The 14,382-nt window shown below is 61.8% G+C and carries 14 protein-coding genes; 8 read left to right on the forward strand and 6 right to left on the reverse strand.

The features are described 5' to 3' along the window. Positions 1–5: 5 nt before the first annotated feature. Complete coding sequence (locus KUV41_RS18770) at positions 6–500, reverse strand: outer membrane protein assembly factor BamE (protein WP_308126691.1); 495 nt, start codon at positions 498–500, stop codon at positions 6–8. A 33-nt stretch (positions 501–533) separates the two neighbouring features. On the opposite strand from KUV41_RS18770, the gene fur reads away from it, so the two are divergent. Then, positions 534–980: a ferric iron uptake transcriptional regulator gene (gene fur, locus KUV41_RS18775; protein WP_206942445.1), complete on the forward strand. Its 447-nt coding sequence runs from the start codon at positions 534–536 to the stop codon at positions 978–980. A 109-nt stretch (positions 981–1,089) separates the two neighbouring features. Here fur and recN read toward each other — a convergent pair whose 3' ends face one another. Beyond that, on the reverse strand, positions 1,090–2,763 hold the full coding sequence (recN, locus tag KUV41_RS18780; protein WP_222486982.1) for a DNA repair protein RecN: 1,674 nt from the start codon (positions 2,761–2,763) through the stop codon (positions 1,090–1,092). Between the two features lie 380 nt (positions 2,764–3,143). On the opposite strand from recN, the gene grpE reads away from it, so the two are divergent. The 4 genes from grpE to KUV41_RS18800 all read left to right on the forward strand — a co-directional run bounded on the left by grpE (position 3,144) and on the right by KUV41_RS18800 (position 8,215). Next, positions 3,144–3,788 carry a nucleotide exchange factor GrpE gene (grpE, locus tag KUV41_RS18785; protein WP_222486983.1) on the forward strand — a complete coding sequence of 215 codons (645 nt, stop codon included), beginning with the start codon at positions 3,144–3,146 and terminating at the stop codon, positions 3,786–3,788. 151 nt (positions 3,789–3,939) lie between these two features. Further along, entirely contained in the window at positions 3,940–5,871 is a 1,932-nt protein-coding gene (gene dnaK, locus KUV41_RS18790) for a molecular chaperone DnaK (protein ID WP_206942450.1), read from the forward strand. Positions 5,872–5,961: 90 nt separating this feature from the next. Beyond that, entirely contained in the window at positions 5,962–7,098 is a 1,137-nt protein-coding gene (gene dnaJ / locus KUV41_RS18795) for a molecular chaperone DnaJ (protein ID WP_206942452.1), read from the forward strand. A gap of 205 nt (positions 7,099–7,303) precedes the next feature. After that, entirely contained in the window at positions 7,304–8,215 is a 912-nt protein-coding gene (locus KUV41_RS18800) for a DMT family transporter (protein ID WP_206942454.1), read from the forward strand. A 26-nt stretch (positions 8,216–8,241) separates the two neighbouring features. Here the strand turns inward: KUV41_RS18800 and KUV41_RS18805 are convergent, their stop codons facing one another. From KUV41_RS18805 to KUV41_RS18815, 3 genes are read right to left on the reverse strand one after another with little or no spacing between them, the layout of a single operon-like run. Further along, on the reverse strand, positions 8,242–8,991 hold the full coding sequence (locus KUV41_RS18805; protein WP_222238014.1) for an ABC transporter ATP-binding protein: 750 nt from the start codon (positions 8,989–8,991) through the stop codon (positions 8,242–8,244). After that, a complete protein-coding gene (locus KUV41_RS18810) occupies positions 8,985–10,052 on the reverse strand; it encodes a FecCD family ABC transporter permease (RefSeq protein WP_206942458.1) in 1,068 nt (355 codons plus the stop codon). The genes KUV41_RS18805 and KUV41_RS18810 overlap by 7 nt, the downstream gene beginning before the upstream one ends. Then, complete coding sequence (locus KUV41_RS18815; RefSeq protein WP_409995813.1) at positions 10,042–11,154, reverse strand: ABC transporter substrate-binding protein; 1,113 nt, start codon at positions 11,152–11,154, stop codon at positions 10,042–10,044. Before KUV41_RS18815 ends, KUV41_RS18810 begins: the two co-directional genes overlap by 11 nt. Positions 11,155–11,338: 184 nt before the next feature. On the opposite strand from KUV41_RS18815, the gene KUV41_RS18820 reads away from it, so the two are divergent. After that, a complete protein-coding gene (locus KUV41_RS18820) occupies positions 11,339–11,611 on the forward strand; it encodes a DUF2218 domain-containing protein (protein ID WP_206942460.1) in 273 nt (90 codons plus the stop codon). Between the two features lie 4 nt (positions 11,612–11,615). Here the strand turns inward: KUV41_RS18820 and corA are convergent, their stop codons facing one another. Continuing rightward, positions 11,616–12,581 (reverse strand): magnesium/cobalt transporter CorA, encoded by a 966-nt coding sequence (gene corA, locus KUV41_RS18825; RefSeq protein WP_222162150.1) that lies wholly within the window; start codon positions 12,579–12,581, stop codon positions 11,616–11,618. Between the two features lie 350 nt (positions 12,582–12,931). Here corA and KUV41_RS18830 point away from each other — a divergent pair, with 350 nt between their 5' ends. Together KUV41_RS18830 and KUV41_RS18835 are read left to right on the forward strand one after the other, a co-directional pair. Further along, positions 12,932–13,357 carry a MarR family winged helix-turn-helix transcriptional regulator gene (locus tag KUV41_RS18830; protein WP_222486984.1) on the forward strand — a complete coding sequence of 142 codons (426 nt, stop codon included), beginning with the start codon at positions 12,932–12,934 and terminating at the stop codon, positions 13,355–13,357. Then, positions 13,354–14,328 (forward strand): DMT family transporter, encoded by a 975-nt coding sequence (locus KUV41_RS18835; protein WP_261396108.1) that lies wholly within the window; start codon positions 13,354–13,356, stop codon positions 14,326–14,328. Before KUV41_RS18830 ends, KUV41_RS18835 begins: the two co-directional genes overlap by 4 nt. Positions 14,329–14,382: the final 54 nt, after the last annotated feature.

The raw sequence follows: 14,382 nt of genomic DNA on the forward strand, positions 1-14,382 counted from the left end.
AGGGCTTACTCCCGCTCGGGATCGACGGTGCGGTTGTAGATAGGTTCGATGTTGGCCTCGCCGTCGGGGTTGTCATCGGCCCCGCCGCTGGTCGGTCCGACACCGTAGCTATGCTTGCCGGCGACGTCCGGGTCCATGCTGAAGTCGCCATCGCGCTCGATGTTGACCAAGTTGTTGCCAGCAAAGGTCAGCGTGACGCGTCGTTGCATCACATCTCCGTAGGCTTCATCCAGTCGATAGACATAGTCCCACTGCTCGGCGTTAAACGGCGCCTCCAGCAGCGGAGAGCCCATCAGGTTGATGACCTCCTGGCGTGACATGCCTGGGCGCAGCTGTTCGACCATATTGTTGGTCACCAGGTTGCCCTGGGCCAGGTCGCGCTTGTACACGCTGAAATAGGTGCAGCCACTGGTCAGTGCCAGGGCCAGTGAAAGGGTGACAATTCCGGTCAGCTTTTGCATTTGCGCCTGTTCTTCACTATCGTGGGGTCGGTCGATCATACCCGACCCTACCTGATACTGCGAAGAGCAACCATGGCCGACAAGAACCATGAATTGCGCAAGGCCGGACTGAAAGTCACCCTGCCGCGCGTTAAGATCCTGCAGATCCTCGAATCTGCCACCGATCAGCACCACCTGAGTGCCGAGGACGTGTACAAGACGTTGCTCGAAGCTGGCGAAGATGTAGGCCTGGCCACGGTATATCGTGTGCTGACTCAGTTCGAGTCAGCGGGCCTGGTAATACGACACAATTTCGACGGTGGCCATGCGGTCTTTGAGCTCTCTCAGGAAGAGCATCATGACCACATGGTGTGCCTGGAAAGTGGCGAAATCATCGAGTTCTTCGATGAAACCATCGAGCGTCGCCAGCAAGAAATTGCGGAAGAGCACGGTTTTGAGCTCGTGGACCATGCGCTGGTCCTCTACGTCAGACCGAAAGGCTCCAAGGCCACTCGTCAGGAAGGTATCGCCAAGCGTTAAGATTGGCGCTCCTTGCCTGAGCTTAGGTGTACAAGCCTCCGCCCCAGGGTGGAGGCTTTGTTGTGTCTGCCTGTTTTTTGTCGACGGATGTGTGCAGTGTGTCCGTCGGTCAATGGTGGGCGCGCTGGCTGGCGTCGAGCATCTCGCGGGCATGGGCGAGCGTCTGATCGGATAGCTTGACCCCTCCCAGCATGCGAGCCAGCTCGCCAACTCGTCCGGCCTCGTCCAGCAGCGCCATATGCGTCGAGGTGCTGTCCTTACGGGCCTTCTTCTCGATATGCAGATGGTGGTGCGCCTGTGCGGCGACCTGTGGCAGGTGTGTGACCGTCAATACCTGGCCACCTTCGCCAAGACGCTTGAGTAGCTGCCCCACGATCTCGGCCGTGGCGCCTGATACCCCGACATCCACTTCATCGAACACCAGGCAAGGAATGGTCGAGTGCTGTGCCGCGATGACCTGAATCGCCAGGCTGATGCGTGACAGCTCACCCCCAGAGGCGACCTTGGCCAGGGGCCTGGGTGGCTGGCCGGGGTTGGCTGCAATCAAGAAGCGCACCCGGTCCATGCCTTCGGGGGCGGCGGCATCTCGCTGGCTGACTTCTACCTCGAAGCGCGCCTTGCCCATGGCCAGGAAGGCCAACTGCTGCTGAACCTCCTTGCCAAAGCGCTTCGCCGCCTTGTGGCGTTCACCGCTGACCTTTTCCGCCAACTGTCGCCACTCTGCCTTGAGGGCATCGGCCTTTTCGGTCAGGGCCTCCAGGTCCTCGTCGCCACCCTCAAGGCCTTCCAGCTCGGTGGACAGGCGCTGATGCAGGGAGACGATCTCCTCTGGCAACACATGGTGCTTGCGGGCGATTCGGTGGGTTTCAGCCAGTCGTTGCTCGACCCATGCCAGGCGCTCAGGGTCGAGTTCGACACTTGCCATGACCTGGTGAAGCTCTCTTCCGGCCTCTTCCAGTTGGATGCTGGCATCCCCCAACAGCGCCAGAGCGTTAGCCAGTGCCCCCTGGTTGCTGCCCGGCAAGGCCGCAAGGCGCTGGGTGGCCTGGTGCAGCAACGGCAGTGCGCCACCCTCGTCATTGTCACAGCAATCCAGTGCAAACTGGGTCTCTGCCAAGCGCGTTTCAGCGTGGGCGAGCAGTTCCTGTTCCTGTTCCAGGCTGTCCAGCTCATCCTCGCCCAGGCCCAGCTGGTCGAGCTCTTCCACCTGGTAGCGCAACAGCTGCCGACGCGCACGAATGTCGTCGCTGTCGTCGGCCAGGCGCTTGAGCTGGCGGCGGGTGGCCTGCCACTCACGGTAGAGCTCGGCCAGGCGTGCCACCGACTCGCGGTGGCCGGCCAGGTCATCCAGCAGCCTGAGGTGGGTGTCCTCTGCCAGCAGCGCCTGATGGGCATGCTGGCCATGGATCTCGATCAAGGTTTCGCCCAGAGACTTCAAGTCGGCGATGGTAGCCGGCTGACCATTGATCCAGGCCTTGGAGCGACCGCTCTTGGTCACGACCCGACGCAGCAGGCAGTCATCGGCAGACAGCTCTCGGCTCTCCAGCCAGGTGCGTGCATTGGGTAGGCCGCTGATATCGAAGCGTGCGCTCAGGTCGGCGCGAGATTGTCCGTGACGGACGCTGCCCGCGTCGCCACGCTCACCCAGGCAGAGCCCGAGGGCGCCGAGCAGGATGGACTTGCCTGCACCGGTTTCCCCGGTAATAGCGGTCATGCCACCGTCAAGCTCAAGCTCGAGGTGGTCGACGATGGCAAAATCCTGGATCGAGAGTTCGGTCAGCATGCGGGCCTCCGGGTGACGCTATCTGGAGCAGGTAGCGGTAGGTGCTCAATGCTTGATCCCGGTGAGGATGGAAGGATGGACGCATCCGTGCCGGGAGGGCGGTAGACGGGTACTGGTTATCTATCCATGACTTGGTGTTTTATACAGTAGTTGAGGCACGCCGACAATGCACGCCGACGTGCCGATGTCGGCGCCGTCATCGGCAAATGGCTGTTCGTGTGAGTCAGATCAGCCTTCGGGGCCCTTGAGATTGTCCTGGCCAGCCCCATATATCCCTGCAGTTTGCGGCCGAGGGAAGCAGGCGATGTCACGCTTCCTTGCGGTCAATCACTTTACAGGCGGTGCCACCGCGATTGTTGGAATGCTTCAGGAGGCTGCACATGGCCAAAGATCCCCAGACCCCGCTGGATGACGAACTCGCACGCCAGGAACAGGAAGGCGATCCGCAGCAGTCTGCAGAGACTGCCGAAGCGATCGAAGGCGAGTTGGATGACATCATCGACTTGGCTGAGGATGACGCCCAGGGCGACGCCGTGGAAGGCAGTGACAATCCTGAGGCTGAGGTGCTGGCCGCACGGGTCGAGGAGCTCGAGCAGAGCGTGGCCGATGCCAAGGATCAGGCGCTGCGCGCAGCGGCAGAGGCGCAGAACGTTCGCCGCCGTGCAGAAGCCGAGGCTGAAAAGGCCCGCAAGTTCGCGCTGGAGAAGTTCATCAAGGACCTTCTGCCGGTGGTAGATAGCCTCGAGAAAGCCCTTGAGGCCATGGGCGAAGATGCCTCTGAAGCGCATCGCGAAGGGGTTTCCATGACCCTCAAGATGCAGCTCGACGTGCTGGGCAAGTTTGGTGTCGACATCGTCGAACCCCATGGCGAGCCGTTTGATCCGCAGTTCCACGAGGCCATGGCCATGGTGCCCAACCCCGAACTTGAGCCCAACACCGTCATGGACGTGATGCAAAAGGGGTATGTGCTCAACGGCAGACTGGTGCGACCGGCCATGGTGGTCGTCAGCCAGGCCGGCGGCTAAGCCGGACGCCCGAAAACGTTAAGGGTTGTCGCGCCGGAAAGCGGATGGGGACTTGAAAACGGCGATAACGCCCCCCAGATAGTCGGCAACCCCGCGGTTAACGCCGCAACACGAACTTTAGTTACGCAATACACGAATTCGAGGATTTCCTATGGGACGCATCATCGGCATTGACCTTGGTACCACTAACTCTTGTGTGGCCGTGCTCGACGGCGACAGCGCCAAGGTAATCGAAAACGCAGAAGGCGCACGCACCACTCCGTCCATCATCGCCTACACCGATGATGGCGAGACTCTGGTGGGGCAGGCGGCCAAGCGTCAGGCGGTGACCAACCCGGAAAACACCCTGTACGCGATCAAGCGTCTGATTGGCCGTCGTTTCAAGGACGACGTTGTCCAGAAGGACATCAAGATGGTGCCGTACACCATCGCCGAAGCCGACAACGGTGACGCCTGGGTCGAGGTGAAGGGCAAGAAGCTTGCGCCGCCCCAGGTCAGCGCTGAAGTGCTGAAGAAGATGAAGAAGACCGCTGAGGACTATCTTGGCGAAGCCGTGACCGAGGCGGTCATTACCGTGCCGGCTTACTTCAATGACAGCCAGCGTCAGGCTACCAAGGACGCCGGCCGCATTGCCGGTCTGGAAGTCAAGCGCATCATCAACGAGCCGACCGCTGCCGCCCTGGCCTATGGCATGGACAAGTCGCGCGGTGACAAGACCATCGCGGTCTATGACCTGGGTGGCGGTACCTTCGATATCTCCATCATCGAAGTGGCTGACGTCGACGGCGAAACCCAGTTCGAAGTGCTCGCCACCAACGGCGATACCTTCCTGGGTGGTGAGGACTTTGACCTCAAGCTGATCAACTACCTGGTCGATCAGTTCAAGGCCGACAGTGGTATCGACCTGTCCGGGGACAACCTGGCGATGCAACGCCTGAAGGAAGCTGCCGAGAAGGCCAAGATCGAGCTGTCCAGCGCGCAGCAGACAGACGTCAACCTGCCTTACATCACCGCTGACAACACTGGCCCGAAGCACCTCAACGTCAAGGTGACCCGCGCCAAGCTCGAGTCACTGGTGGAAGAGCTGGTCAGCCGTTCGCTGGCACCGTGCAAGACCGCTCTGTCGGACGCTGGCCTGTCTGCCTCCGAGATCGACGACGTGATCCTGGTCGGTGGCCAGACCCGCATGCCGATGGTGCAGTCCAAGGTGGCCGAGTTCTTCGGCAAGGACGCTCGCAAGGACGTCAACCCGGACGAGGCCGTGGCCGTGGGTGCTGCGATTCAGGGTGGCGTGCTTGGCGGTGACGTCAAGGACGTGCTGCTGCTCGACGTGACGCCGCTGACCCTGGGCATCGAGACCCTGGGTGGCGTGATGACGGCGCTGATCGAGAAGAACACCACCATTCCGACCAAGAAGACCCAGGTGTTCTCGACTGCCGATGACAACCAGACAGCCGTGACCATTCACGTGCTGCAGGGTGAGCGCAAGCAGTCCAGCGGCAACAAGTCACTCGGCCGCTTCGACCTGTCCGATATTCCGCCGGCACCGCGTGGCGTACCGCAGATCGAAGTCGCCTTCGACCTGGATGCCAACGGTATCCTCAATGTGTCCGCCAAGGACAAGGCGACCGGCAAGGAGCAGTCCATCGTCATCAAGGCCTCCAGCGGCCTGTCCGATGACGAGATCGAGCAGATGGTCCGCGATGCGGAGGCCCATGCCGATGAGGACAAGAAGTTCGAAGAACTGGTCGCACTGCGCAACCAGGCCGATGGCATGATCCACGCCTCGCGCAAGACCCTCGAGGAAGCCGGTGACAAGGCGTCCGAGGAAGAGAAGCAGGCTATCGAGAGCGCCATCAAGGAACTCGAAGAAGCCCTGCAAGGCGATGACAAGGACGCCATCCAGGCCAAGCTTGATGCCTTGACCGAGGCCTCCGGCAACCTGGCGCAGAAGATGTACGCCGAGCAGGCAGATGCCGGCCAGCAGGCGGGCGACGCCGAGGCAGGCGCTGGCGCCAAGAAGGAAGATGACGTGGTCGACGCCGAGTATGAAGAAGTCAACGACGACCAGAAAAAGCAGTAACCACGACATCTGAACCTCGGATGACACCAGCGCGGGAGCCTGCCTCCCGCGTTGGTGTTGCTGAGGATCGCTACGGAGGCGGACAGACCCATGTCCAAGCGAGACTACTACGAGGTACTGGGTGTCGAGCGCGGTGCCGATCAGAAGGACATCAAGAAGGCCTATCGGCGGCTGGCACAGAAGTACCACCCGGACCGCAACCCGGACGATGACACCTCGGCGGAGAAATTCCGTGAAGTGTCCGAGGCCTACGAGGTCCTGACCGACAGCGAGAAGCGCGCGGCCTATGACCAGTTCGGCCATGCCGGCGTCGACGGTCAGGGCGGTGGTGGCTTCGGCGGCGCCGGGGCTGGCGGCTTCAGCGATATCTTCGGGGATGTCTTCGGTGACATCTTTGGCGGTGGCGGCGGTCGTCGCAACCCCAACGCCCCGCAGCGCGGCAGCGATCTGCGCTACAACCTGGAGCTCGACCTCGAAAGTGCCGTGGCCGGTACCAGTGTGGACATTCGCGTGCCTCGTCACGTCGAGTGTGAGCGCTGTGACGGTGATGGTGCGGAGCCCGGCTCCACCAAGGAGACCTGCCCCACCTGTCACGGTCATGGTCAGGTACGCATGCAGCAGGGCTTCTTTGCCGTGCAGCAGACGTGTCCGACCTGTCATGGCAGCGGCCAGCACATCAAGGTGCCGTGCCACAAGTGCCATGGCGAAGGGCGCGTGCGCGAGACCCGCACCCTGTCGGTCAAGATTCCGGCTGGCGTCGATTCCGGTGATCGCATTCGCCTCAACGGTGAGGGCGAGGCTGGGGTCAACGGAGGCCCGCCTGGCGATCTGTACGTGCAGGTGGCGATCAAGCCGCACCATATCTTCGAACGGGATGGCCGTCACCTGCAGTGTGAAGTGCCGATCAACTTTGTTGATGCGGCCCTTGGTGGAGAGCTGGAAGTGCCCACTCTGGATGGGCGCGTCAAGCTGAAGATTCCGGCAGAAACCCAGACAGGCAAGCTGTTCCGGTTGCGTGGCAAGGGCGTCAAGCCAGTTCGCGGAGGCCCCGCGGGTGACCTGTTGTGCCGCGTGGTGGTGGAAACACCGGTTAACCTCAGCGAAGAGCAGAAAGACCTGCTCCGCAGCTTCCAGGACAGCCTCGGTGGCAGCAATGCCCAGCATTCGCCGAAGAAGTCGAGCTTCTTCGACGGTGTGAAGAAGTTCTTTGAAGATATGAAGCTGTAAGTCGCTGCTGGCCAGCGACCCGGGACTACCCGGGCTGATGTGACCCGCCAACCCCCGGCGCCATGCGCTGGGGGTTGGCGTTTGTCAGACAGGCACAAAAGGACGTGGGGACACATGGATCAGGACATGAGCCAGGGCCTGAATCAGGGCTTAAACCAGCGCTTAAAACAGGGCATAAGCCTGCGCATTAACCAAGGCATAAGCCATGGGTAATCAGGACCGGCCGCTTGCGGGCATCGTGCTGCGGATTGGCTCCGGCCTGCTGTTTGCGGCGATGCTGATTTGCGTGAAATGGGTGAGTGACGACGTGCCGCTGGGACAGGTGGTGTTCTTCCGCTCCGCCTTCGCGCTACTGCCTATCGTGGTGTTCCTGGCCTGGCGTCACGAATTTCCTAAAGGACTGGCCACTCGCCGCCCTGGTGGCCACCTGCTGCGTTCCAGTCTTGGCGCTGCGTCGATGTTTGCCACCTTCGCTGCCTTGGCCAGATTGCCGGTGGCAGAGGCAACCCTGTTGGCACAGCTCGCCCCCGTGCTGATGGCCATCGGCGGTGTCGTGATGCTGGGGGAACGCTTCACCCTTCCGCGGGCCTTGGCGCTGATGCTGGCTGTCGCTGGGGTCGCCGTGCTGGTTGTCCCGGATATCGGTGACAGCCACAAGGCCGGCCAGCTATCCGGTTATGCGTTAGGCGTGTTGGGGGCGTCGTTGACGGCTGCTGCGCTGGTGACGGTGCGACGTATCTCGCGCACTGAAGGCGCTGGTGCCATCGCGTTCTATTTCGTGCTGGCGTGCACCCTGGCGGGACTGGCGACGTGGCCATTGGGTTGGGTGGCGCTGCCGACGGAAACGCTGACGCTATTGATCCTGTCGGGACTGTTCGGTGGCGCGGCTCATATCTGCATGACCCTGGCGCTGCGTTTCGCGGAAGTGTCGCGACTGGCGCCTTTTGAATACATTGCGCTGATCTGGCCCGTATTGGCAGACGTCTGGCTATTTGGCCAGCCGCTATCGTCGGGCTTTCTGCTGGCGCTGCCTCTGATGCTGGGCGGGGCGGCTCTGGCCGCGATGGAAGGGCGCCGCCTAGGCTTTCGCCGCAGGCGCCCTGACACGTTGAAGTAGGCTAGCCGGGCGAATCTAGCGCTTCCCTAGATAGCGTCTTCGACAATCAGTTGCGGTACCCCCATGGAGCAGGGCTCAACCCTGGCTCTGACGCGGTAGACCCGCTCCAGCAGCTCGCTGGTGACAACGTCTTTGGTGGCACCACATGCCACCAGACGGCCCTGTTCCAGCAGCATGGCCTGGTCGGTGAAGCGTAGTGCCTGTCCCAGGTCGTGAATGGCCACGAGAATGAGCATCTCGCGCTCACTGGCCAGACGCCGCAGGATGGTCAGAAGCCCGACCTGACGGTGCAAGTCCAGCGCAGAGGTGGGTTCATCCAGCAGCAGTACCTCGGGTTCCTGCACCAAGGCTTGTGCCGCATTGACCATCTGGCGTTGGCCACCGCTCAAATCCCCGATATCCCGCTCACTCAGGTCGGCGATGCCGAGCTCCGCCAGGGCTCGTTCGACCTGGGTCAGGTCCTGTGGCTGCACCTTCATGCCGCGCCCTTGCATGCGAGCCAGCAACACCGCTTCATAGACGGTCAGCACTGCGCTGGCGCCGTTGTCCTGGGTCATGTAGGCCATCGGGCGATCTTGCCGCGCGCCTTCCAGAATGGCCTGTCCGGATCCCTTAAGTACGCCGAAGACGCGACGAAACAGGGTCGACTTGCCAGCGGCGTTAGGGCCCAGCAGCGCCACGACCTGGCCGCCATGGAAGGTCGGGGTAGTGATCTCGGCAAGAATCTGGCGCCGACCGTAGCGCGCCGAAAGACGATCAAGACGTAGGCTTACCATGAGGCCTTCTTATGGTTGAGCACGAGAAACAGGAAGAAGGGGATTCCCACCAACGAGGTGATGATACCGATGGGTATGACCGTGCCTGGCAGGATCACCTTGGACAGCACTGAGCCAATGGACAGGATCAGGGCGCCACACAAGGCGGAGCCCGGCAGGAAGAAGCGTTGATCCTCACCGACCAGCAGGCGGGCGATGTGGGGCCCGACCAGACCGATAAAGCCGATGGTACCGACAAAGGCGACGGAGACCGCTGCCAGCAGGGAGACCAGCACCAGCACTTCGAGGCGCAGCCGCCGAGGCTTCAGCCCCATGCTTTCCGCCTTGGTGTCGCCCAGACGCATCGCCGTCAGCGCCCAGCCGTGACGGGCCAGCAGCGGCACCACCAGCAGCAAGACGCCGAGGGCGATCCATAGCTTGGGCCAGGTTGCCTTGGTCAGGCTGCCCATGGTCCAGAAGACGACGGCAGATACCGCTTGCTGGCTGGCAAAGAACTGAATCAGCGCCATCAGGGAATTGAAGATGAAGACCATGGCGATGCCTAGCAGCACGATGGTCTCGATAGTGACGCCACGCTTGAGGCTAAGCGCATGAATGAGGAACGCCGTGAGCATGGCCATGACAAAGGCGTTGATGGGGATGACGTAGTCCAGTGCTGCCGGGATGATGGCAACGCCGAAGGCCAGCGCCAGGGCCGCGCCAAAGCTGGCACCGGCAGAGATACCCAGGGTGAAGGGGCTGGCCAGAGGATTGCTGAGGATGGTCTGCATCTGGGCGCCGGCAATGGACAGGCTGGCACCGACGACCAGGGCCATCAGCGCGACAGGCATGCGTATTTCCCAGACGATGACCCGCGCCTGTGCCTCGACCTGGTCAGGCGTCAGCAGAGCCGCGACCACCTCGGCGAGCGTGAAGCGGGCTGGCCCCAGTGCCAGGTCGATACATAGGCTGAGTGCCAGGGCTGCCACCAGCGCCGCCAGAATGATCTGGCGGCGCAGGACCAGTGAACGATAGGCGTCGCGACCGCTGTGATCGACGACCGCCGTACTGTCATTGCTCATCCAGAGTGATCCAGTAGCCGGGCTCGTAGTCGGTGGGCAGGAAGCGCTCGTGCAGCTCCTGGAAGGTCGCCTCGGGGTCCAGGTCCTCGAACAGTTCGGGGTGGAGCCACTTGGCCAGTTGCTGTACTGCCACAAAGTAGTAGGGACTGTTGTAGAACTGGTGCCAGATGGCGTGGAACTGACCCTGCTCCACGGCAGTGATGCCGGTCATTGCAGTGCGCTGCGTCAGCCGTTCCAGCTTGGTGCGAGCCGCGTCCATGTCAGCGCCAGGGCCCATGCCAACCCAGTTGCCGCCAGGCACATAGGCATCCCAGTTGCCACCGGTGACCACCACGTGGTCAGGATTGGCGGCAATGATCTGCTCCGGGTTGAGGGTGCCGAAGGTGGTGGGGATGATGCCGTCGGCGATGTTGCTGCCCCCCGCCAGTTCGACGTATTCACCGAAGTTGCCGGGCCCGAAGCTCATGCAGCAGTCATCCGAGTAGCCACCGGCGCGATCGATGAACACGCTGGGCCGCTCGGGATTCGCTTCCGCGATCACATCGGTCACTTTGGCCAGCTGTTCTTCCGAGAAGTCGATGAAGGCCTCGGCCTGTTGCTGCTTGCCGAGCAGCTCGCCCATCAGGCGCATGGAGGGGATCGTATGCGCCAGCGGATCCTCGCGGAAGTCCACGTAGACAATCGGAATGTCGAGCTCTGCCAGCTTGTCATCGTAGCCTGCGTCTTCCGTAGCGGCGCGAGCTTCCAGGTTCATCAGGACCACGTCGGGAGACAGCGAGGCGGCCTGCTCGACGTCAAAGGTGCCGTCCTTGAAGCCGCCGAACGTCGGCAGCTCCAGCAACTCGGGAAACTTCTCGGCGTAGCGGGAGTAGCTGTCCGGGTCGGCCTGGGAGAAGTCTTCACGCCATCCCACCACGCCTGCAAAGGGAGCGTCGGGCTGAAGTGCGCCCAGCAGATAGATCTGGCGGCCTTCGCCAAGAATGACTCGCTCAACCGGGGTCTCGAGGGTGACCTGGCGTCCGGCCACATCCGTGACGGTAGTGGTATCGGCCATGGCGGCCGCAGCCGCGAACGGGGACAGGGCCGCTAGGCCAAACATCATGAAAGGTTTCATCGAGACTGGGTTCTCAGGTGGTGAAGGACGGCCGAGTGCCCTGCATACATGGCTTGGGGGCGATCCAGGTGTCTTCCGTCGCAGAAAAGGCAACGCTGCGTTGCCTGACGTGGCGCGTGAGTCGGCGCTATTCTACTGCGACGTATTCGTATTCGTAAAAACGGTGAACAGTATGGTGGATTCCCAGGCTATCGTCGAGACGTCATCCGGGCAGCGCTTGATCAATCGGCTGTGCAAGCACTGGGCGCACAAGCTCGAGGTGGATGCGGCGTCGGGGCGAGTGGTCTTCCCTGGTGGCGAGTGCCTGATGAGCGCGTCAGAGACGCAGCTCAAGGTGGACCTTGAGGCGCAGGACGCGGAGCAGCTTGCACGCTTGCAGGGTGTGGTGGCCAGCCACCTGGAGCGTATGGCCAGCAAGGAGACGCTGAGCATTCACTGGCAGTAAGGTGTCATAGCCAGCCGGCTCGTCGAAAGTGACGATAAAGCGCGCCGCAGCATAGTCCCATGGCCCCCAGTGCCATGGGATAGCCCATGCGCCAGTCCAGTTCTGGCATATGCGTGAAGTTCATTCCCCAGACGCCCGCAAGAATGGTCGCCACGGCGAAAATGGCCGCCCAGGAAGCCAGGCGTTTCTGCACCTCTCCTTCGTCGATGGCAATCATGGCCAGGTTGACCTGAATGGCGGTGGTGATCGTCTCGCGGATGGTGTCGACGGCAGCCTCAATGCGATGCAAGTGGTCGTAGACGTCACGAAAGTAATCCTGGGTGCCTTTGCAGAGCGCGGGCACGCGTCCGCCAAATAGATGGGCACTGGCTTCGGCCAGCGGGTTCACCGCATGCTTGACGCACATGATGCTGCGCTTGAGCTGATAGAGACGTTTCAGGCTGGTTCTTGCGTTGCCTTTGACGAACATCTGTTCCTCGATGCTTTCAAGCTCTGCCTCCAGGCTCTCGAGAATCGGAAAATAGCGGTCGACCACCACATCCATCAACGCGTACAGCACGAAGGCCGGCCCCTGTTTGAGGAGTTCTGGCTCTCGCTCGCACCGGTGCCTGACATCGGTAAAACCGCGATGGTGGTGCTGGCGCACCGACAGCACATAGCCAGGTCCCGCGAAGATGGCCAGCTGGCCGAACTGGATCTCCTCCTGTAGCGCCGACATCATCTGGGTCACCACGAACAAGGCATCTCCATACTCTTCCACCTTGGGGCGCTGGTGGCCTGCCAGGGCATCTTCCACCGCCAGTTCGTGAAGCCCGAATACCTCCTGGAAGGTGGCCAGTTCGTCTGCGTCCGGATCATGCAGGGCGACCCACACGAAGCGATGGGGGTGGGCAAGGTGGACGGCCACCTCACTGGCATCAATGTCGCAGAGCCGACGCCCCTCTTCATAGGCTACGCAGTTGATGATCATGGCTACCTCCCCCGTGCGATCGAGATGTCGTTGCTGAAAAGGTAGCTGGTGCTGTCGCTGGTCATCCGTCTTTGCAGTGCGAGGCACAGCAACGTGGTGACGGTCCCTTGGCAAAACGGCTCGGACTATCTATCTTTATGTAAAGATACTTTGTATAAAGATAGCTGTTCGAGCGGCGAGGGAGAGCGGTCATGACAGAGGCTGAGACAAAGACAGGGCCATCAGGTGGCAACAGAGGCATCGGTCCAGCGGCAGGTTCGGCCAACATTGGTGTTGCGGGCGAAAAAGATGCCATAGACCGTCTTCAGGACGAGTGGCAACGCGCGCTACCTGCCCAGGATCCCGCGGATATGGGGATTTTTACGCGTCTTTACCGAGTGCTGAAGCACGTGGATCGTCGAGTGAATGCGGTGTTTCGCGAGCACGGCCTGAAAGAGGGTGAGTTCGACCTGCTCGCCACTCTGTATCGACGGGATGCTCCTGACGGTTTGACACCCAATGAGCTGTGCGAGGCTGTGGTGCTGACCTCAGGGGCGATGACACATCGCCTCGACCGCCTGGTGGAGCGGGGGTTGGTGGAGCGGGTGACGCATCCCAGCGATCGCCGAAGCGTGCTGGTGAGGCTGAGCGAGGCGGGTAGAGCCATGATCCCCGGCCTGCTCGACGCCTACCTGGAGTCGCTGGCACAGATGCGCTCAGGGCTCGCTGATGAGCAAGCAGAGGCCCTGGCCAATGGGCTGCGTCAACTGTTGCTGACATTGGAGGAGCGCCAATGAGCTCGCTAGCCCGGTCTTCCTGGAGGGCTGGCGCCTTGCCTGCCCATCTTGGCATGGTGTTGTGGGCATTGCTGGTGGGGCTGTCATTCCCTGCCGTCGGTCTGCTCAGTCAAGGACTGCCGCCGCTTGCGCTGACATCGTTACGCTTCGTGATTGCAGCGGCTGCGGTGTTGCCGCTGGTGTGGCGGGCGCCAGGCCTTTGCCCCAGTCGTCCCGGGCTGCTGCTGTATGGGCTGATGGGGCTGTGTCTGGCAGGTTTCTTCGGCGCCATGTTCTGGGTGGCGCACCTGACCAGTGCCCTGTCCATGGCCACCTTGTTCGTGAGCGTACCGCTGCTGGCGTACTGCCTTGGGCGACTGGTGGGCGTTGAGGATCCTGCGCTATCGCTGCTGGGGCTGCTGTTGCTGGGGGCGGCAGGCGCCATCGCGCTGGCGTGGGCCGAGGCAGGGGGGTCCTTTGCCAATATGCGCCTAGGTACGGGGGAGCTGGTCTTCTTCCTGGGCTGCATCGCTTCTGCGCTGTATCCGGTGCTGTCGAAACTGGGATTGGCCAGAGGTTGGCTGTCGCCCCATGCGGGGGTGCGAACGCTGTGGAGCCTGGTGCTGGGGGCGCTGCTGATCGGCTTGCTGGGTGTCGCGGCCGGGGATTCGACCGCTTTGCTACAGATGACCTCCAGAGATCTCGGGATCTTGGTGTATCTCGGTCTGTTCTCCAGTGGCATGACGTTCTGGCTGCAGCAGTATGCTACGGCCACGCTGACCCCAGCAGGGGTCACTGCCTATGGCTATCTCGTACCTTTTGTCTCGATGTGGCTGCTATTCGTGCAGATGCCGACGCGCATGTCCTGGTTGTGGTTGCCTGGGAGTGTGCTGGTCGTTGCCGCCATTGTGCTGCTGTTGCGGCGGGACATGCGCCAACGGCGCCACACAGTGCCCAGGACGGATGCTGAGCCGGGATGTCGAATGGGGTAAGTACACTTCGTTAGTTGTGCGGTAATGCGCAAATCTCGCTTTCGTATGCGTTTG

Source organism: Halomonas sp. DP8Y7-1 (genome assembly GCF_019801685.1).
GTDB classification, from domain to species: Bacteria; Pseudomonadota; Gammaproteobacteria; order Pseudomonadales; family Halomonadaceae; genus Halomonas; species Halomonas litopenaei_A.